This is a genomic window from Spiroplasma endosymbiont of Asaphidion curtum (genome assembly GCF_964031085.1).
Taxonomy (GTDB): Bacteria; Bacillota_I; Bacilli_A; order Mycoplasmatales; family Nriv7; genus Nriv7.
In genome coordinates this window covers 971,861-991,402 of sequence record NZ_OZ035001.1, presented here as the reverse complement: position 1 = coordinate 991,402, position 19,542 = coordinate 971,861, and the positions used below count along the sequence as shown (strand labels likewise).

Here is a 19,542-nt window from a genome sequence, read left to right as displayed (position 1 = left end):
AATAAAAGTTAGAAATTACTATATAGTATTTTTTATTTACAAATAATTTGTAATTATTTTAATAAGTAATGCAAGAAGTCTATTAGAAAATAGATTATTGATGACTTTATCATATTGACGAGAATATCGTACTTATTTTCATCTTGGTAAAAGTTTTGATATTAGTGAAGCTAGTTGTTATCGAAATATCAAGTGAATTGAAGATATTTTAATCAAACATCCTGATTTTCAACAACTTGCTGGTAAAAAAGCATTAATAAATGATTATTTTAATGATAAAACAATTATTATTGATGCTACAGAAACACCCATTCAACGCCCAAAAAAGACAAAAACAATCTTATTCAGGAAAAAAGAAAAAACACACTATTAAAACACAAGTAATTATTGAAAAAGAAAGCAAAATAATTATTGCAACAAATTTTTCTCTCGGTAAAAAGCATGATTTTTGTTTATTTAAAGAATCAAAAATCCCAATTTTAAAAAATACTAAATTAATAGTTGATAATGGTTATCAAGGAATACAAAAAATTCATAGTAATGTTCTAATACCTAAGAAAAAAACAAAGAAAAACCCTTTAAATAAAGAACAAAAACATAATAATAAATTAATTTCAAAAATGAGAATTATTATTGAAAATATTTTTGCTATTCTTAAAAAATTTAAAATTATTACTGAAAAATATCGTAATCGTAGAAAACGATTTAGTTTAAGATTTAATTTAATTGCTTCAATTTATAATTTGCAATTATAGATAACATAAAATATTTATTTAAAATTAAATTTAAATAATAAAATAATTTTTTGTTGTGTCAAAATTTACACATTTAATAAAATCCATAAGTATTAACCTAATAAAAGTTAGAAATTACTATATAGTATTTTTTATTTACAAATAATTTGTAATTATTTTAATAAGTAATGCAAGAAGTCTAATGTTGTTTTTATAACCTTTTATTAAGAATATGTTTGTTAATATTAAATATTTTGTTTTATTACTTATTTTTCAAGTAAAAAGGTAATAAATTTTTAATTGCTTTTCTTTCAAAATTATTTAAACATTTTCCTACCTAACAAAACTTTATGCGCCCCTAAAATATTACTATCAAGACTTGACATTCCAATATAAATATAGTCATCAATAGCTGCCAATCCATAAACATTAAAATTTGAAATATTATCAATTTCTGTTACTTTATTATTGTTTTCAAGATCAACACTGTAAAGTTTTCCTTGGTAATTTTCGTAATCTCCGGTTCTTGTTCCGACATAAAGTTTATTTTTTGGGTAATTAATCTATAGACTTCTCCTTTTATGCCAGTAATTTCTGTTACTTTATTATTGTTTTCAAGATCAACACTATAAAGACTACCCGATCCATCATTTTTTTCTGTTGTTCCAATATAAAGCAATTTATTATAAATAGCAAACGAAAAAATTGTTCCTTTTAAAACAATGTTATTAATTTCTATTTTAAATATATTTTATAGGAATTTTGTTTAATAAATAAGTAATGCAAGAAGTCTATTGTCTTTAAACCAAAGACCAAGAAAAATACTAAATTATCTTTCACCAATCGAATATTTGGTTAGAAAAATAATTTAGTTGCACTTAACTTTACAATTTGGCAATTAAAAAAAACTAAAATTATTATTTTCTGGTAAGAAAAGGCAACATTCATTAAAATCGCAAATAATTATTGATTTATTTAACAATAAAATTATTTCAGTAGATTTTTGTTATGGCAGTATTCATGATTATAAGTTATTTTTAAAATCAAATACACTTATAAATCCAAAATTAGAATTAATTGCTGATTCAGGATATCAAGGTTTGCAAAATGTTCATAAAAATACATTATTGCCAATTAAAAAAGAGTAAAAATAAGCCTTTAAATCCAGATAAAAAGGAATATAATAGCTTTTTAAGTAAAGTCAGAATTGCCATTGAACATGTTTTTGCTAGATTAAAAAGATTTAAAATACTAGTTTATCGTTATCGCAATAAGATTAGAAGATTTGGATTACGATTTAACTTAATTTCAGGAATATATAATTTTGAATTAAGCTAGTTATAGTTATGTACCAAGTCTATTATTTTAAATGACAAAAACCAATTTTACAAAAACCAAATTGTAAAAAAAGATTTACTTATGAAGGTATTATTCGTTTAAATAATGATGAACAAGATGCTTGAAAACACATTCAATATTTTTTTGCTAAGGAGAAACAATGCCGATAGTTGTTAGCGACAATTATTTTTTCACTTTTAAAAATTATATTGTATAATTATAAATGATTTGACAATAAGGTTGGAAAAAGTAATGGAAAAGTCTTATTTGTATAGTTATGTTCTTAAATTATTAGAATTAAAAACTATGGAATTGAAATTAGAAATTTCTTCGTTGTCAATCGTTGATGTGGCAACTTATTATTATTATCTGGAAGTGATTTTGCATAAACGGCAAGTTACTAGTTTGCAACAAGCAACATATGATATATTTAATATTAAACTAAATATTGTTATTGAACATATTAATAATAAATTAATTACTGATAAAACAATATCGTTAGATGATTTTAAAGAAATGTTTGAAAAGAAATAATGAGGTATAGATATGGAAAATAATATTAAAGGAACACAACGAAACCTTTGGATTCAATTCGGTTTATTTATTATTTTAATTTTAAGTACCATTGCTGGTTTGCTTACGGGTAGTTTTTTTGTTAATAGTAATTTTCGTTCAGGAATGTTAGCTGGTGGGACATATCAAACAATTGTTAGTTATGAAAATGCGAAAAATCGTCATGAGGCTGTTAATACTTTGCAAGATAAAATTGATCCTTTAAGAAAAAAAAGGATGGATATTAGTCGTTTTACTAGTAATATTGGTGGGAATCGTTTAAATGTTATGGTTCCACAAGCCAATTATGGTAATATTGCTGATTTTTTACGCGATGTTGAACGCAGCGGATCAATTTTCTTTTTGGATGATAAAGGCGATGATTTACTTGTTGGTACAGGAACTGGTGAAAGTTACAAGCCAGCAAAGAAGAATGGTAAAAGAATCGTTTTAAAAGATTTTATTGATAGTAGTTCAATAAAGAATTCTTTAATTTCGGGAATAAATAAACCATCAATTGAATTCAAAATTAAAAATTTAGAGTTATATAATGCAATTTTAAAATATCAAGATAAGAAGGCAGTTTATGTTTGACAAGATTTTGGACAAATGTTAGATGAGATGCGCAGCAATTATAGCGATTTAATAAAATTTAGAAAATTTATTAATGCTAAAGCGGTAGCATTACAAGGTGTTGAAGCTGAAGATTTAAGAAATGCTCTGCGAAGTCTCTTAACGGCTAGTGTTCGTAATCGTAAAAATGGTGATGTTAAAGAGGTAAATTTAGCTGATCAAGGTGTTAATACTGATTCTGATATTTATAACTATTTTCAAAACGATGATGTTACTTTTAATGAGGTTCTTAGTTATAATAAGAATTCGCCAAATAGTGATTTAACAATTGATATTAATAATGAAGATGATACTTATGATAAACAACAATATTTAAATCCGTTTCGTCCTTTTTTAGTAGAACTTGTTAATACTGAATTTAAAGATGTTATGAATAACAAATATAAAAATAAGTATTTAATCACATCTTCGTCATTACAACTTAAACCTAATAATAGTGATAAAGTAAATGATATTGCTTTTATTGAGATTAGTGGTGAAGAGGCGGCCGCTGGTTTAGCTAAGATTTTTAGTGCCGGCATTAAAGGAATTGCCTATCAAGTTGAGTCATATTCAGTATCCGATACCATAATTAGTGATGCCACAAAGGTTATAATGATTATTACTGTTAGTGTTATTTTATTAATAATATTAGTTATTTTGGCAGTATTTTATCGTGTTTTGGGTCTTATTTTGGGTCTTATTTTAGCAACAATGGTTATTGTTACAATGGTTGTGTTTAATGTTTTATTAGGTATTTATGGCTGAGAAGTGTTTATTGCCATGCTAATAGGTATAATGGTTGCTTTAAGTAGTAGTATTATTTTATTAGAACGAATGAAAACCGAGTTTAATGGGGGTAAATCTTTAATTCAATCTTTTTTAGATGCTAATCGAAAATCAATATCAACAGTTTTTGATATGACGGTTTTGACATTGACAATTAGTTTCTTTATTTATTGATTTGGAACCGGTATTATTAAATCGTTTGCGATTATGCTAATTATTAGTATTTTAGGAGCTTTTATTTTTGGTATTGTTTTAATCCGAGGGATTTATTATTCGCTATTATCGTTAAACTGGATTAATAATCGTCAAGATTTAGTAATGACTAATTTTGTAGTTATAAAACAAAAAATTCATCATGTTATTAAAAAGATTGGTTTTAATAAGATAACGCATTTTTCTAAGAAATTTAGTTATCAAAAAAGTTTTAAATGATTAATTTTACTTTCTACGATTATTATTTCGTGTGGTGTTATTGTTGTTACAACGGCGGGCCCGGGTACTAGTTTAGAATTTACGCGGGGAACAATTTTTCAAGTGCAAACTTCTGGACATAGTATTACGAGTGATGATGGTGCTGATGATGAGGCGTTTCTAAAAGTGATTGCAGAAACTAAAAATGAAATTATTAGTAAATTTAAAACCGATTATTCAGCAGATAGTTATTCCCTATCAGTGTTTAACCGCATTGAAGATGGCGGATATAATATTGTTATTAAAACATCCTTAATTGATAATAAACATGTTAACTCCTTACAAACTTGGTTATCAGAAAATAATTTCCAATCTGAGATTAGAATTAATGATGTTAGTTATGGTTCTTTATGAAATGAAACTAGTGGTGATGTTGTCATTGATGGGGTTATTGTGTTAGCAGTTATTATGGCGATTGTTCTAATTTATTTAATTATTCGTTTTGATTGAAGTTTTATTCTACCATTAATATTGACAATTATTCATGATGTTTTATTAACTTGTTCTTTGATAATTATTTGTCGTTTTGAAGTAACGATTGAAGTTGTTACAGCTATTTTAGCAGTAGTTATCTTTGCTATTATTCATAAAATAATTATCTTTGACCGTGTTCGGGAAAATAAAATTGGTTTGGATAGTACTAAAATGAATAAGAGTAATTTATCGGATTTGGTAAATACTGGATTTACAATGACTTTAAAAAGTAGTTTAATTGTTTTATCGTTAGTCTTATTATTGTCAATGACATTATTTGTTATTGGTCAAAATATCGGTGCAGCATTTGCTCTTTTATTAGGTAGTGTTATTGGTATTTATTCTTCAACAATTTTATTACGATGATTATGAGTATATTTTGCTAACATTAAAGGGCAACTTTTACGAAATAAAAAGCAAAAAATTTATAAATCATTAACTGGACCTGATGAACAAATTGTCGTCGGTGTTAATGATTAATAATGTTGGAAAGATGAGTTAATTAATGGATTTAAAAAAATTAATAATTGATGTTCCTAATTTTCCAAAAGCAGGAATTCAATTTAAGGATATAACACCATTATTGGCTAATGGTGCAGCATTTAAACAAGTCGTTAAGCAATTAGAGGAAATTGTTAAATCATTTAAACCCGATGTTATTGTGGCACCCGAAGCCCGAGGATTTATTTTTGCAACTCCGGTTGCTAGTGAATTGGGATTGGGATTTATTCCCATTCGCAAGTCAGATAAATTACCACGAGCAGTTATTCATAAAAGTTATGAATTAGAATATAATAAAAGTACTTTAGCAATTCATAAGGATGCAATTGTTCCCGGAATGAAAGTTGTTATTGTTGATGATTTGCTAGCCAGTGGTGGTACGATTGATGCCATTATTAATTTAATTGAAGAATTACAGGGCGAAGTTATTGCCGCGGTATTTGTTATTGAATTGACTAGTTTTAAAGCCCGTGAGCAATTTCCTAATTTAAAAATTGAAAGTTTAATTCAATATTAAAATAAGTGAGTTTGATATTATGAAATCGATAACATTTAAACAAGTTTTAGATAAAGTTAAAACTTATATTAGTAACGAAAAAGATATTGAGGAAATAAAACGAGCATATGCCTATGCTTATAATAAACATGATCAGCAGTTAAGAAAAAGTGGTGAACCTTATATTAATCATCCTTTATGAACAACTTATTATTTGGCAACATGGCATATGGATTTAGCGACATTAATTTCTGGTTTATTACATGATGTGTTAGAAGACACACCGACAACTTTTGAAGACTTGAATAAAGAGTTTGATATTGAGATATCAACTTTAGTTGAAGCGGTCACGAAAGTATCTTATTTTGCTAAAATGAATCGTAGTGAAATTAAATCTAATTATTTGCGAAAGTTATATTTAAGTATGGCCCATGATATTCGTGTTATTGTTATTAAGTTAGCAGATCGTTTGCATAATATCCAAACAATTGAATATTTGGAACTAGAAAAACAAAAAGTTATTGCGAAAGAAACTTTAGAAGTTTATTCTTCAATTGCGCACCGGTTAGGGATGCGACAAGTAAAAAGTCTTTTAGAAGACTTGTCTTTTGCAATTTTAAATCCTGTTGAGTATAAAAGAATTTCTCGCAATGTTGATTTGGAAAAAGAACATTTAGAATCATTAATGGCAGTAATGATGAACAATATTAAGTCATTATTAAGTAGTAAGAATATTAAAGCAACAATTTCTGGTCGTAGCAAAAGTATTTATTCAATTTATCGTAAGATGTATTATTTTGGGCGTAAATTTGAAGATATTCATGATTTATTAGCGATAAGAATTATTACTAATACGATTGATGAATGTTATACGATTTTAGGTTATTTACATCAACAATTTCCGCCTTTACCAGGAAGATTTAAGGACTATATTGCAACGCCTAAATATAATTTATATCAGTCATTACATACAACAGTTATTCAAGATTCAATAATTTATGAGATTCAAATTCGAACTGTTGATATGGATGAAAAGGCAACTTATGGGGCGGCGTCGCATTGAAAGTATAAAGAGGGCGAAATCTATAATACTAAAAAACGCCAAGCTGATATTGATGAGCGATTAGATATTTTTAATCGGATTTTAGATTTAGAAAATATTAATAATGAAGAATTAGAAAGTAATGAAAAATCAAATATGGAGTTAGCAGTTAAGAGTGATATTTTTACTTCTTTAATTTATGTTTTAACTCCTAATGGTAAAGTTATTACTTTGCCTTTTGGGTCAACAATTTTAGATTTTGCATATAAAGTTCATACTGATATTGGCGAGAAAACTACTGGTGGTAAAATTAATGGTAACTATGTTTCTATTAGTACTGTTTTAAAATCTGGTGATGTTGTGGAAATTAAAACTAGTAAAAATATGCGACCATCCCGTGACTGACTAGTTATTGCTAAAACTAGTTATGCATTGCATAAAATTAAAAGATTTTTAAAAAAACAAGAGCAAGAATTTGATGAAACTCATAAGGATAATGAATCTAAAAATCTTAAAAAAATTAAAAATATTAAAAAAGCGATTGATGATGCTTTAACGCAGCGGAAATTAAAATGAAAGTTAGTTTCCCAAAAAGAACTAATGCATCGCTTAAAGCAATTAAAATATCATACTTTAGAAGATTTTTATTTAGATGTTGCCAATAAGAAATATCAACTTGATGATGCGATTAATCTTTTATTAGCAAGTAATGAAACTAGTCCTAATACTTATTTAAATCATCTTCAAGAAAAAAAAGTTGAAAAAATTAACTTAAAAGACGACATTATTGTTAAAGGTGCTGATAATATTAAAGCAACTTTAGCTCATTGTTGTATGCCAGTGCCGTTAGAACCAATTACGGGATATGTTAGTAAACTTGGTGGGATTCGCGTGCATCGAGTTAAATGCCACAATATTCTTCCAGAAGAACGACAAGGGCGACTTCTGGAAGTGTGGTGGAATGAAAATATCGTTAAGCGCGATCAATATTATAGTAATATTAAAGTAATTTGTTATGACCGTGATGGTTTAATGGCTAATATTACACATATTCTTGCTAATTTAAATGCTTCGATTCAACAAATTCATATTGAAACAAGTTCGGATAATAAATACAGTATTAATCTTGTTATTAAAATTGCTAACAAAGTTCTTCTTCAACAATTACTGTCATCATTACAACAAATACCCCATGTGTATGATGTCATTGTAATGGAAAACTAGATATATAGCAAAATAGGTCTCTAACAAAATTCCTTTGTTAGAGACCTATTTTTTATTTATTTATTGTCTTAATTTGTTAGCAACTATGTTTACTAGTACTGTCTTTCTTACAATCTTTGCAGTTATGTCTCTCAGAACAAGAACATTTGCAGTCCTTACACTTGTTCATTTTATTCTCTCCTTTCTCCTTATGCAGAATAGTTAGATGAAAAATAACTTATATCAATGATAAATTATTGCTCGCTTTTTGTGTTTATATTTTTCAGTCTAAGATAATTTATGCTTTAATTTTATTTTTTCAAATTCGGTGGTGTTTCATATACCAGTTTTTTCATAAATAAATTTTAATAATTCAAGATTGTCCTTAAAATACATTAGACTTGGTACATAACTATAACATTTTGCACCTACCAAACTATAAAATTCACTTTCATGAAAATGGTAGAAATTTTAAAAGAAGCTGAAGCTAAACAAAAACAAATTGGTGGTAGACCAAATAAATTATCAATAGAGCAAAAATTACTTATGACTTTAGAATACTGAAAAGAATATAGTACATATCGTATTATTAAAAAGATATTATTGGAAAATAAGGGTACTAATAATAATAATAATTTATTAGCAATTGATGCTTCAGAAATTCCAATTGAAAGAATTAAAAAAACTAAAATTATTATTTTCTGGTAAGAAAAGGCAACATTCATTAAAATCACAAATAATTATTGATTTATTTAACAATGCTGAATTATACTTGTAAGTGCAAGTAAATAAAATTGCAAAAAATCTCATATAAAAATTTCATGATGCTAAGTTTATTTTAGAAAAAACAAAGCAAGGAGTTTTTATATGGGTTACAAACATCTTGGCATATATGAAAGAATTTATATTGAGAATCAATTGAAGTTTAAAGTAAAAATTAGTGAAATAGCTAAAAATCTTAATCGAAGTATTAGTACTATTATTCGAGAAGTCAATAGAAATAAAGATAGTAATCATTATTTTTCATTAATTGCACAAAATAAAGCAGAAAACAGAAAACAATCACATGTTTATTTTCATAAGTTTAAAAATAGAGAATTAGTAAAATATGTACAACAAAAATTACTATTAGGTTGATCGCCTGAACAAATTTATGGCAGAATTAAAAATTTTCATAAAGAATGAATTATTAGTTTTAAAACAATTTACAATTGAATTTATTCTGGATTACTTGAAAAAGTTACTAATAAAAATTTAAGAAGAAAAGGTAAGAAACGAAAATCTCAAGAAAATCGCGGTAAATTTAATGGTAAATCAATTAAAGAACGAAATATTAATGTTAATAATCGTATAACTGTTGGTCATTGAGAAGGTGATACTGTAGTATCATCACGAGGTAAAAGTAAATCATGTTTAATAACTTTAGTTGAAAGAACATCAAGATTTACTTTAGCAATGTTAGTTGAAAATAGAACTACTAAAGTTGTTAACGAAAACATTAGCCATTATTTATCAATTCTTCCAAATAATCTTGTTAAGACTATAACATTTGATAGGGGTAAAGAATTTTCTAATTGACAACAACTTGAAAAAAATTTAAATGTGAAAATTTATTTTGCTAATGCGTATTCGCCTTGACAAAGAGGTACTAATGAAAATACTAATGGTTTAATTAGAGAAAAATTTCCTAAAAAATTTAATTTTTCAAATACTACTAAAAATGCAGTTCATAAATTTATATTGTCTTTAAACCAAAGACCAAGAAAAATACTAAATTATCTTTCACCAATCGAATATTTGGTTAGAAAAATAATTTAGTTGCACTTAACTTTACAATTTGGCCAATAAAATTATTTCAGTAGATTTTTGTTATGGCAGTATTCATGATTATAAGTTATTTTTAAAATCAAATACACTTATAAATCCAAAATTAGAATTAATTGCTGATTCAGGATATCAAGGTTTGCAAAATGTTCATAAAAATACATTATTGCCAATTAAAAAGAGTAAAAATAATCCTTTAAATCCAGATAAAAAGGAATATAATAGCTTTTTAAGTAAAGTTAGAATTGCCATTGAACATGTTTTTGCTAGATTAAAAAGATTTAAAATACTAGTTTATCGTTATCGCAATAAGAATTAGAAGATTTGGATTACGATTTAACTTAATTTCAAGAATATATAATTTTGAATTAAGCTAGTTATAGTTATGTACCAAGTCTAATATATATTTTCAACGCATTTTTAAATTTTTTAGAAAATTTATCATATTATTCTTAGAAAACAAGATATTGCCTTTACTTTGCGAACCAAAAATCTCATCAAACTCTATATTACTAAATTTTATTTTAGACTGTCCATGAGCTCTACTAATGCTGTGCTTATTTTGAGTAGTTACATACTCATTTGAAATAGTTATAACTTTTTTATAAAAAAGTTATCTGTTGTAATATTTTTTTGCATTTTTTCTTTAGACTTGGTACATAACCTTTAATTTGTGAAATAATTTTATTAATTTCCACTTGCTTTTTTCCCCCCTCAAATAATATTATTAGAAATTAACCATTTCCTTATAAGAAATAATAGCAATTACATTATAAATATTGCTGAATTGCCTTCACTTTTCACAATATGAAAACGCATTCAATTATTAATTGCTAAACTATCTTTTATTTTCTTTTTCTTAATTAAAACCGCCTATAATTAATATAAGTGGTAAATAAAAACACACCGTTAGGTGTGTTTTGAGAAAAAAATATCGTTTAGTGAATTTTATTTTTATTTTTTTGACGATTTTTTTACGATAATTAAAAAGAATTAGTTGCGGTTCAGCAATTTTATTTTGCATACAAGCCACAATTGTTGTTGCTTGTAAACCACCAGCAACATTAACCACCGTCCTTCCCATATCAAGAATACCATCTAATGCTCCCAAATAAGTATATATAGTATCATAGCAGGAAATCCCAACCCCGATAAAACACCAGCAGTAACTAATGGTGCTGTACCAGGAACACCAGCAATTCCTAATGAAGTAATAACGGTAACAATTAATCCCATTAAAAATCAAATCCATACTGAATATTGACTATTAATACTACTAGCGCCGTTATAAACAAACATTAAAACGACACCAGCTTGAACAAACACCAGCACATCCAGTTAATCCCATCGTTGAGGATAACGGTAATACTAAGTTTACGGCTTCTTCTTTAATTTTCATATCATCTTTTAAGGCATCTATTGATATAGGAATTGTTGCTTGAAAGGATTTCGTTGCAAAACCTTGAATAACCGGTTTCCAAGCAAATTTTCATCACTGTACTGGATTAATCCCAAAAAATAATATCGTTAATGTATGCCACACTAAACTAATAAATAAATCAATAGACTTCTTGCATTACTTATTTATTAAACAAAATTCCTATAAAATATATTTAAAATAGAAATTATAAGGAATTTAAGATTATGAAATTTGATAAATTTAATTTTATTAATGATAAAGAATTATTACGATTAACTGGAATAAAGCAAAGTACTTTTAATAAAATGTTAAATATTTTAAAAGAAGCTGAGTTAAAAAAGTTTAAAAGAGGTGGTAAAAATAATAAATTATCATTAGAAAATAGATTATTGATGACTTTATCATATTGACGAGAATATCGTACTTATTTTCATCTTGGTAAAAGTTTTGATATTAGTGAAGCTAGTTGTTATCGAAATATCAAGTGAATTAAAGATATTTTAATCAAACATCCTGATTTTCAACAACTTGCTGGTAAAAAAGCATTAATAAATGATTATTTTAATGATAAAACAATTATTATTGATGCTACAGAAACACCCATTCAACGCCCAAAAAAAGACAAAAACAATCTTATTCAGGAAAAAAGAAAAAACACACTATTAAAACACAAGTAATTATTGAAAAAGAAAGCAAAATAATTATTGCAACAAATTTTTCTCTCGGTAAAAAGCATGATTTTTGTTTGCCAAATTGTAAAGTTAAGTGCAACTAAATTATTTTTCTAACCAAATATTCGATTGGTGAAAGATAATTTAGTATTTTTCTTGGTCTTTGGTTTAAAGACAATATAAATTTATGAACTGCATTTTTAGTAGTATTTGAAAAATTAAATTTTTTAGGAAATTTTTCTCTAATTAAACCATTAGTATTTTCATTAGTACCTCTTTGTCAAGGCGAATACGCATTAGCAAAATAAATTTTCACATTTAAATTTTTTTCAAGTTGTTGTCAATTAGAAAATTCTTTACCCCTATCAAATGTTATAGTCTTAACAAGATTATTTGGAAGAATTGATAAATAATGGCTAATGTTTTCGTTAACAACTTTAGTAGTTCTATTTTCAACTAACATTGCTAAAGTAAATCTTGATGTTCTTTCAACTAAAGTTATTAAACATGATTTACTTTTACCTCGTGATGATACTACAGTATCACCTTCTCAATGACCAACAGTTATACGATTATTAACATTAATATTTCGTTCTTTAATTGATTTACCATTAAATTTACCGCGATTTTCTTGAGATTTTCGTTTCTTATCTTTTCTTCTTAAATTTTTATTAGTAACTTTTTCAAGTAATCCAGAATAAATTCAATTGTAAATTGTTTTAAAACTAATAATTCATTCTTTATGAAAATTTTTAATTCTGCCATAAATTTGTTCAGGCGATCAACCTAATAGTAATTTTTGTTGTACATATTTTACTAATTCTCTATTTTTAAACTTATGAAAATAAACATGTGATTGTTTTCTGTTTTCTGCTTTATTTTGTGCAATTAATGAAAAATAATGATTACTATCTTTATTTCTATTGACTTCTCGAATAATAGTACTAATACTTCGATTAAGATTTTTAGCTATTTCACTAATTTTTACTTTAAACTTCAATTGATTCTCAATATAAATTCTTTCATATATGCCAAGATGTTTGTAACCCATATAAAAACTCCTTGCTTTGTTTTTTCTAAAATAAACTTAGCATCATGAAATTTTTATATGAGATTTTTTGCAATTTTATTTACTTGCACTTACAAGTATAATTCAGCATTTACAAATAATTTGTAATTATTTTAATAAGTAATGCAATGTAGCATCGAAAGTGATGTATCACATTTAATAAAACAACAATTAGGATATGGGGCAAAAATATATAATCATAAGAATTTAAATAACTTATTACATTTAAGAATGGCAAATTTAAACAAATTAAATGTATTACATTACATTAATGAAAATATTAATTCAGAAATAGAAATCAGAAAAGAAATATATAAAAGTTCATTATGAAATAAATATAATAATAAAAATGATGATAGTTGAATTAATTATAAAGGTAATGCTGTAACAAATAAATATAATAGATTTAAGTAAGTAAAAATATAAAATTAATATATATTAGTGAAAATTTAATAATAATTAATAATTTTTTATTGTGTAAAAATTCAATTAATATGATAAAATAGTGGTGAATAAAAATGACAATAACAAGAAAGGTCGGGTTAGTTTAGTAATTAAATAATATAATTAACTGATTGTTTTACTTCTTCAAAGCAATAGACTTCTTGCATTACTTATTTATTAAACAAAATTCCTATAAAATATATTTAAAATAGAAATTATAAGGAATTTAAGATTATGAAATTTGATAAATTTAATTTTATTAATGATAAAGAATTATTACGATTAACTGGAATAAAGCAAAGTACTTTTAATAAAATGTTAAATATTTTAAAAGAAGCTGAGTTAAAAAAGTTTAAAAGAGGTGGTAAAAATAATAAATTATCATTAGAAAATAGATTATTGATGACTTTATCATATTGACGAGAATATCGTACTTATTTTCATCTTGGTAAAAGTTTTGATATTAGTGAAGCTAGTTGTTATCGAAATATCAAGTGAATTGAAGATATTTTAATCAAACATCCTGATTTTCAACAACTTGCTGGTAAAAAAGCATTAATAAATGATTATTTTAATGATAAAACAATTATTATTGATGCTACAGAAACACCCATTCAACGCCCAAAAAAAGACAAAAACAATCTTATTCAGGAAAAAAGAAAAAACACACTATTAAAACACAAGTAATTATTGAAAAAGAAAGCAAAATAATTATTGCAACAAATTTTTCTCTCGGTAAAAAGCATGATTTTTGTTTATTTAAAGAATCAAAAATCCCAATTTTAAAAAATACTAAATTAATAGTTGATAATGGTTATCAAGGAATACAAAAAATTCATAGTAATGTTCTAATACCTAAGAAAAAAACAAAGAAAAACCCTTTAAATAAAGAACAAAAACATAATAATAAATTAATTTCAAAAATGAGAATTATTATTGAAAATATTTTTGCTATTTTTAAAAAATTTAAAATTATTACTGAAAAATATCGTAATCGTAGAAAACGATTTAGTTTAAGATTTAATTTAATTGCTTCAATTTATAATTTGCAATTATAGATAACATAAAATATTTATTTAAAATTAAATTTAAATAATAAAATAATTTTTTGTTGTGTCAAAATTTACACATTTAATAAAATCCATAAGTATTAACCTAATAAAAGTTAGAAATTACTATATAGTATTTTTTATTTACAAATAATTTGTAATTATTTTAATAAGTAATGCAAGAAGTCTATTGAGTTTGGTGCTGATGTTAATTGTTCTACTTCTAGTGGTGATACCCCCCTACATTTAGCATTAAATGAAAATGACTTTGGATTAGCACAATTATTTATTGAAAGAGGTGCAAATCCAGATATTTTATTTAATAATCTTGATACGCCTTTACATATTGCAAGTCGCAATTTTGCAGGATTAACATTTATGCAAGTGTTAATTCAAAAAGGTGTTAATGTAAATACTGCTAATATGATGGGTAGTATGCCAATTCATGAAGCGACATTTGTAAATAATATTTCAGCAATGCAATTATTAATTAGTGAAGGAGCTAATGCCAATGTTATTAATAATATTGGAGCTCCATTGCATATTACAATAATTACTGGTGCGATTACAACAGCAATTTTTTTATTAAGAAATCGGACTGATGTTGATATTAGAAATAATAATCTTGATACGCCGTTACACTGAGCAGTTTATAATAGTGATGTCATAACAACTACTATTCTCTTAGAAGCAAATGCTAATATTAATATTAGAGGGTTAAATGGGGCAACATCATTTGAACTTGGAGAATATTTTAATAATTTTGAAATAAGAAATTTAATGTGAGAACAAATTAATAGGAATATTAATAAAAATGATTCTAATATATGTTCAATAGAAAAAAATATTCAGCAACAACAAAAAGTTTTATTTAATCATAAAAGAGATCACAAACAAAAAATAGAATTTGTAGCAGATAATAAAAATCCTAAAAAATTTAAAGTTAGTGAAATTTCACAAAGAGATTGAGACGAGGCAGGAACATCAGGGGTTATGATGAATACTAATACTGAAATAAAAACAAAACAAGAAGTGGGTTATGCTTTACCAAATTTATCAGAATATACTTTTAAAAGTGAAGAAATGTCAGAACAAAAGCAAAGAGAAAAAGAAAATCCTTTATAGTTTTAAATAGTAAAAAGACTTAGAGTGATAATCCTCTAAGTCTTTTTACTTATCTTTAATAATTATACTTAATTTAATATTAAATAATACGGTTATATCATTCAACAATTAAAGATTCATTAATTTCAGAACTTAATTCATTTCTTTCAGGATAACGAAGGTAAGTTCCAACAATGTTTTTGCGATCAAAACTAACAAATTCTAATGTTCCAGCATTTAATTCAACTGCTTCTAACACTTTTGGATGTTTCTTAGAATGTTCTTTAATTGTAATCTTATCATTAACTGATACATGATAAGAAGGGATATTAACTTTCTTATTATTTACTAATATATGACTATGATTAACTAATTGGCGGGCCGCACTTCTTGTTGTTGCTAAACCTAAACGATAAACAATGTTATCTAAACGAGATTCTAATAAAATTAAAAAGTTAGTTCCTGTAACACCACTCATTTTTTTAGCTTTTAAAAATGTATTTCGAAATTGTTTTTCATTTAAACCATACATATATCTTACTTTTTGTTTTTCTTGTTGTTGTAAACCATAGTTAGATAATTTTCTTCTCCTTGCTCCATGTTGTCCTGGAGCAGTTGTTCTTTTTTTTCCTTTAGAAAACTCTTTTCCAGTTTCTAAAATTGAAAACCCAACTCTTCTTGCAATTCTAAAAATAGCGCCTGTATATCTTGACATAATAAAAACTTCCTTATCAATATTTGACATTATAAAATCAGTGAGTTTAAATTAAACTCTAATTAAGATAGATTACTATTCGCCATCGCAGCAAAGGCTACTTAAAGTAAAAGATTAAGCAATCTATTTGCAACTTAATTATGTTTAAAGGCTGTGATTTAATTGCCTTTACTTATTATATAAATTACTTCTTTAAATGTCAATACAACTTATTTAAGGGGTTGTAAATCACACACAGTTATTAGACTATGCTTCTCTTAATTGATTTCATCATACCATATTTTGTATTATTAAAATGCCAAATTGTAAAGTTAAGTGCAACTAAATTATTTTTCTAACCAAATATTCGATTGGTGAAAGATAATTTAGTATTTTTCTTGGTCTTTGGTTTAAAGACAATATAAATTTATGAACTGCATTTTTAGTAGTATTTGAAAAATTAAATTTTTTAGGAAATTTTTCTCTAATTAAACCATTAGTATTTTCATTAGTACCTCTTTGTCAAGGCGAATACGCATTAGCAAAATAAATTTTCACATTTAAATTTTTTTCAAGTTGTTGTCAATTAGAAAATTCTTTACCCCTATCAAATGTTATAGTCTTAACAAGATTATTTGGAAGAATTGATAAATAATGGCTAATGTTTTCGTTAATAACTTTAGTAGTTCTATTTTCAACTAACATTGCTAAAGTAAATCTTGATGTTCTTTCAACTAAAGTTATTAAACATGATTTACTTTTACCTCGTGATGATACTACAGTATCACCTTCTCAATGACCAACAGTTATACGATTATTAACATTAATATTTCGTTCTTTAATTGATTTACCATTAAATTTACCGCGATTTTCTTGAGATTTTCGTTTCTTACCTTTTCTTCTTAAATTTTTATTAGTAACTTTTTCAAGTAATCCAGAATAAATTCAATTGTAAATTGTTTTAAAACTAATAATTCATTCTTTATGAAAATTTTTAATTCTGCCATAAATTTGTTCAGGCGATCAACCTAATAGTAATTTTTGTTGTACATATTTTACTAATTCTCTATTTTTAAACTTATGAAAATAAACATGTGATTGTTTTCTGTTTTCTGCTTTATTTTGTGCAATTAATGAAAAATAATGATTACTATCTTTATTTCTATTGACTTCTCGAATAATAGTACTAATACTTCGATTAAGATTTTTAGCTATTTCACTAATTTTTACTTTAAACTTCAATTGATTCTCAATATAAATTCTTTCATATATGCCAAGATGTTTGTAACCCATATAAAAACTCCTTGCTTTGTTTTTTCTAAAATAAACTTAGCATCATGAAATTTTTATATGAGATTTTTTGCAATTTTATTTACTTGCACTTACAAGTATAATTCAGCTCATTAAAATAATCATTTATTAATGCTTTTTTACCAGCAAGTTGTTGAAAATCAGGATGTTTGATTAAAATATCTTCAATTCACTTGATATTTCGATAACAACTAGCTTCACTAATATCAAAACTTTTACCAAGATGAAAATAAGTACGATATTCTCGTCAATATGATAAAGTCATCAATAATCTATTTTCTAATGATAATTTATTATTTTTACCACCTCTTTTAAACTTTTTTAACTCAGCTTCTTTTAAAATATTTAACATTTTATTAAAAGTACTTTGCTTTATTCCAGTTAATCGTAATAATTCTTTATCATTAATAAAATTAAATTTATCAAATTTCATAATCTTAAATTCCTTATAATTTCTATTTTAAATATATTTTATAGGAATTTTGTTTAATAAATAAGTAATGCAAGAAGTCTATTATAGCATTTTACATGAAAATCCTTAAAATTATTAGGAAAATGGCAAAACCGATTAAAAATTGAAAGGTGTAATAAAAGGCAGGTACTGTTTTAAAAACCGGAAAAATGGCGGTTGAAAAGTTAACTGTTGCTTTTGCAATAATTGCTAATGGTCGTAAAATGGTAATAATTTGTGAGGCTGTCAACATTCAGTTTAGCATTTTAATACCAGCATTTTGAATGGCACAGCCAATATCGTTAAAAGTAGGTATTCATCGTCCGGAATATTTACAATTTGCTGGTGGAATTAGGTCGTCTCATTCTGAATTTATTGAACCGTTAGGAATAAAGGCAGTGGAATTTAATACATTAAAGTCATAGATTTTAAAATTGTAGTTAGAGTTGTTTCCATTATGATAAAGTGGAAAAGTTAAGGTAAAAATATTAATACCATATCGAATATCAATGTCGGTGTTAAGATAATTAATTAATACTATTAGCAGTGTTACTTGCTGACAATTTAATCAGTTTATTGTCGTAAGATTTAAGAACATTAAAATCAATTTGATAAATGTTATTGGTGTTGTTAATAGCATTGTAATTTTCTTGGTGCATTTTTTGTCAAAAGTAAAGAAATAACTTCTTAGTAATAATTCTGAATTACCAGTAACATTGATTAAATATTTTTTAGGATAAAAGGTAATTAATGAGCGATAAAAGAAACCGATTTGAATAAAATAATCTTTGTTGTAATTATCCACACCCTTAAAATCAATTTCGGTATGAGTTTTTTCGTCCATGTCAAAAGTAGCATAAAATAAACTGGCAAAGAAGTTACCAAGTATTTCATAGATTTCCTCAAAAATATTTTTATAATTGTTATTGTTAATATTAGGGATGTTGTTTTTAAAATATAGGTAAATATCATTTCGTAAATCGGGGTCATATCGTAGAAAACTAAATTTAACATTGAGGTAATTTAAGGTTCCAAAAAGGTACTTAATTAGGTAATAATTGTTAGCTTTTGTGGTGTCATATTTTCATATTTCATTTTCACCGTGTAATAATTGTAAATAGTTATTTCCAGCAATTAGGGTTTTATTAAATGCCTTAATTTTAAGGACATTATCGTTGCCCTTGGAACTAATTTAATAGCGTGTATATTTTTAGGAAATCCACCCATTCATTTTTTTATTGCAAAACGAAACAAATTGCTATAGCTAATAGGGTGTTATCTATTAACTGGTAA

General features: G+C 25.4%; 22 protein-coding genes and 1 pseudogene. 16 read left to right on the top strand and 7 right to left on the bottom strand.

The window, feature by feature from the left end:
- Positions 1–82: 82 nt before the first annotated feature.
- The 11 genes and pseudogenes from AAHJ00_RS05895 to AAHJ00_RS05850 all read left to right on the top strand — a co-directional run.
- A pseudogene (locus AAHJ00_RS05895) lies at positions 83–755 on the top strand (IS5 family transposase); the annotation flags it as partial.
- 893 nt (positions 756–1,648) lie between these two features.
- Positions 1,649–1,882 carry a transposase family protein gene (locus tag AAHJ00_RS07990; protein ID WP_425288894.1) on the top strand — a complete coding sequence of 78 codons (234 nt, stop codon included), beginning with the start codon at positions 1,649–1,651 and terminating at the stop codon, positions 1,880–1,882.
- Positions 1,842–2,072: a transposase family protein gene (locus tag AAHJ00_RS05890; RefSeq protein WP_342223781.1), complete on the top strand. Its 231-nt coding sequence runs from the start codon at positions 1,842–1,844 to the stop codon at positions 2,070–2,072. Before AAHJ00_RS07990 ends, AAHJ00_RS05890 begins: the two co-directional genes overlap by 41 nt.
- A gap of 8 nt (positions 2,073–2,080) precedes the next feature.
- Entirely contained in the window at positions 2,081–2,242 is a 162-nt protein-coding gene (locus AAHJ00_RS05885; protein ID WP_342223780.1) for a hypothetical protein, read from the top strand.
- 136 nt (positions 2,243–2,378) lie between these two features.
- Positions 2,379–2,606, top strand: coding sequence for a hypothetical protein (locus tag AAHJ00_RS05880; RefSeq protein WP_342223779.1), 228 nt, complete (start codon positions 2,379–2,381; stop codon positions 2,604–2,606).
- 12 nt (positions 2,607–2,618) lie between these two features.
- Complete coding sequence (gene secDF / locus AAHJ00_RS05875) at positions 2,619–5,450, top strand: protein translocase subunit SecDF (RefSeq protein ID WP_342223778.1); 2,832 nt, start codon at positions 2,619–2,621, stop codon at positions 5,448–5,450.
- A 25-nt stretch (positions 5,451–5,475) separates the two neighbouring features.
- A complete protein-coding gene (locus AAHJ00_RS05870) occupies positions 5,476–5,988 on the top strand; it encodes an adenine phosphoribosyltransferase (RefSeq protein WP_342223777.1) in 513 nt (170 codons plus the stop codon).
- Positions 5,989–6,007: 19 nt separating this feature from the next.
- On the top strand, positions 6,008–8,233 hold the full coding sequence (locus tag AAHJ00_RS05865; RefSeq protein WP_342223776.1) for a RelA/SpoT family protein: 2,226 nt from the start codon (positions 6,008–6,010) through the stop codon (positions 8,231–8,233).
- 432 nt (positions 8,234–8,665) lie between these two features.
- The gene (locus AAHJ00_RS05860; RefSeq protein WP_342223775.1) at positions 8,666–8,920 is read left to right on the top strand and encodes a transposase family protein; all 255 of its coding nucleotides are present in this window, start codon (positions 8,666–8,668) and stop codon (positions 8,918–8,920) included.
- A 159-nt stretch (positions 8,921–9,079) separates the two neighbouring features.
- Complete coding sequence (locus tag AAHJ00_RS05855) at positions 9,080–10,030, top strand: IS30 family transposase (RefSeq protein ID WP_342223478.1); 951 nt, start codon at positions 9,080–9,082, stop codon at positions 10,028–10,030.
- Between the two features lie 19 nt (positions 10,031–10,049).
- Positions 10,050–10,355, top strand: coding sequence for a transposase family protein (locus tag AAHJ00_RS05850; protein ID WP_342223774.1), 306 nt, complete (start codon positions 10,050–10,052; stop codon positions 10,353–10,355).
- 540 nt (positions 10,356–10,895) lie between these two features.
- Here the strand turns inward: AAHJ00_RS05850 and AAHJ00_RS05845 are convergent.
- Together AAHJ00_RS05845 and AAHJ00_RS05840 are read right to left on the bottom strand one after the other, a co-directional pair.
- Positions 10,896–11,108 (bottom strand): hypothetical protein, encoded by a 213-nt coding sequence (locus AAHJ00_RS05845; RefSeq protein WP_342223773.1) that lies wholly within the window; start codon positions 11,106–11,108, stop codon positions 10,896–10,898.
- Between the two features lie 213 nt (positions 11,109–11,321).
- Entirely contained in the window at positions 11,322–11,579 is a 258-nt protein-coding gene (locus tag AAHJ00_RS05840) for a cation:dicarboxylate symporter family transporter (protein WP_342223772.1), read from the bottom strand.
- Between the two features lie 101 nt (positions 11,580–11,680).
- Between AAHJ00_RS05840 and AAHJ00_RS05835 the strand changes: the two genes are divergently transcribed.
- Together AAHJ00_RS05835 and AAHJ00_RS07985 are read left to right on the top strand one after the other, a co-directional pair.
- Positions 11,681–12,133 (top strand): transposase family protein, encoded by a 453-nt coding sequence (locus AAHJ00_RS05835; RefSeq protein WP_342223771.1) that lies wholly within the window; start codon positions 11,681–11,683, stop codon positions 12,131–12,133.
- Positions 12,118–12,231 (top strand): hypothetical protein, encoded by a 114-nt coding sequence (locus tag AAHJ00_RS07985; RefSeq protein ID WP_425288880.1) that lies wholly within the window; start codon positions 12,118–12,120, stop codon positions 12,229–12,231. The genes AAHJ00_RS05835 and AAHJ00_RS07985 overlap by 16 nt, the downstream gene beginning before the upstream one ends.
- Here AAHJ00_RS07985 and AAHJ00_RS05830 read toward each other — a convergent pair.
- On the bottom strand, positions 12,228–13,178 hold the full coding sequence (locus AAHJ00_RS05830) for an IS30 family transposase (protein WP_342223770.1): 951 nt from the start codon (positions 13,176–13,178) through the stop codon (positions 12,228–12,230). The genes AAHJ00_RS07985 and AAHJ00_RS05830 overlap by 4 nt on opposite strands.
- A gap of 141 nt (positions 13,179–13,319) precedes the next feature.
- Between AAHJ00_RS05830 and AAHJ00_RS05825 the strand changes: the two genes are divergently transcribed.
- From AAHJ00_RS05825 to AAHJ00_RS05815, 3 genes are all read left to right on the top strand, one after another.
- Positions 13,320–13,610, top strand: coding sequence for a hypothetical protein (locus AAHJ00_RS05825; RefSeq protein WP_342223769.1), 291 nt, complete (start codon positions 13,320–13,322; stop codon positions 13,608–13,610).
- A gap of 264 nt (positions 13,611–13,874) precedes the next feature.
- Positions 13,875–14,698 (top strand): IS5 family transposase gene (locus AAHJ00_RS05820; protein ID WP_342223768.1). Its coding sequence is split into 2 segments (ribosomal slippage): positions 13,875–14,271 and positions 14,271–14,698, totalling 825 coding nucleotides; the frame shifts between segments, so codons are not numbered across the junction.
- Positions 14,699–14,878: 180 nt separating this feature from the next.
- Positions 14,879–15,814 carry an ankyrin repeat domain-containing protein gene (locus AAHJ00_RS05815; RefSeq protein WP_342224622.1) on the top strand — a complete coding sequence of 312 codons (936 nt, stop codon included), beginning with the start codon at positions 14,879–14,881 and terminating at the stop codon, positions 15,812–15,814.
- A 79-nt stretch (positions 15,815–15,893) separates the two neighbouring features.
- Here the strand turns inward: AAHJ00_RS05815 and rpsD are convergent, their stop codons facing one another.
- The 4 genes from rpsD to AAHJ00_RS05795 all read right to left on the bottom strand — a co-directional run bounded on the left by rpsD (position 15,894) and on the right by AAHJ00_RS05795 (position 19,054).
- Positions 15,894–16,508: a 30S ribosomal protein S4 gene (gene rpsD, locus AAHJ00_RS05810; RefSeq protein WP_342223767.1), complete on the bottom strand. Its 615-nt coding sequence runs from the start codon at positions 16,506–16,508 to the stop codon at positions 15,894–15,896.
- 321 nt (positions 16,509–16,829) lie between these two features.
- Positions 16,830–17,780, bottom strand: a complete 951-nt coding sequence (locus AAHJ00_RS05805; RefSeq protein WP_342223766.1) for an IS30 family transposase — start codon at positions 17,778–17,780, stop codon at positions 16,830–16,832.
- A 79-nt stretch (positions 17,781–17,859) separates the two neighbouring features.
- The gene (locus AAHJ00_RS05800; RefSeq protein WP_342223765.1) at positions 17,860–18,231 is read right to left on the bottom strand and encodes a transposase family protein; all 372 of its coding nucleotides are present in this window, start codon (positions 18,229–18,231) and stop codon (positions 17,860–17,862) included.
- 91 nt (positions 18,232–18,322) lie between these two features.
- On the bottom strand, positions 18,323–19,054 hold the full coding sequence (locus tag AAHJ00_RS05795) for a hypothetical protein (RefSeq protein ID WP_342223764.1): 732 nt from the start codon (positions 19,052–19,054) through the stop codon (positions 18,323–18,325).
- Positions 19,055–19,542: the final 488 nt, after the last annotated feature.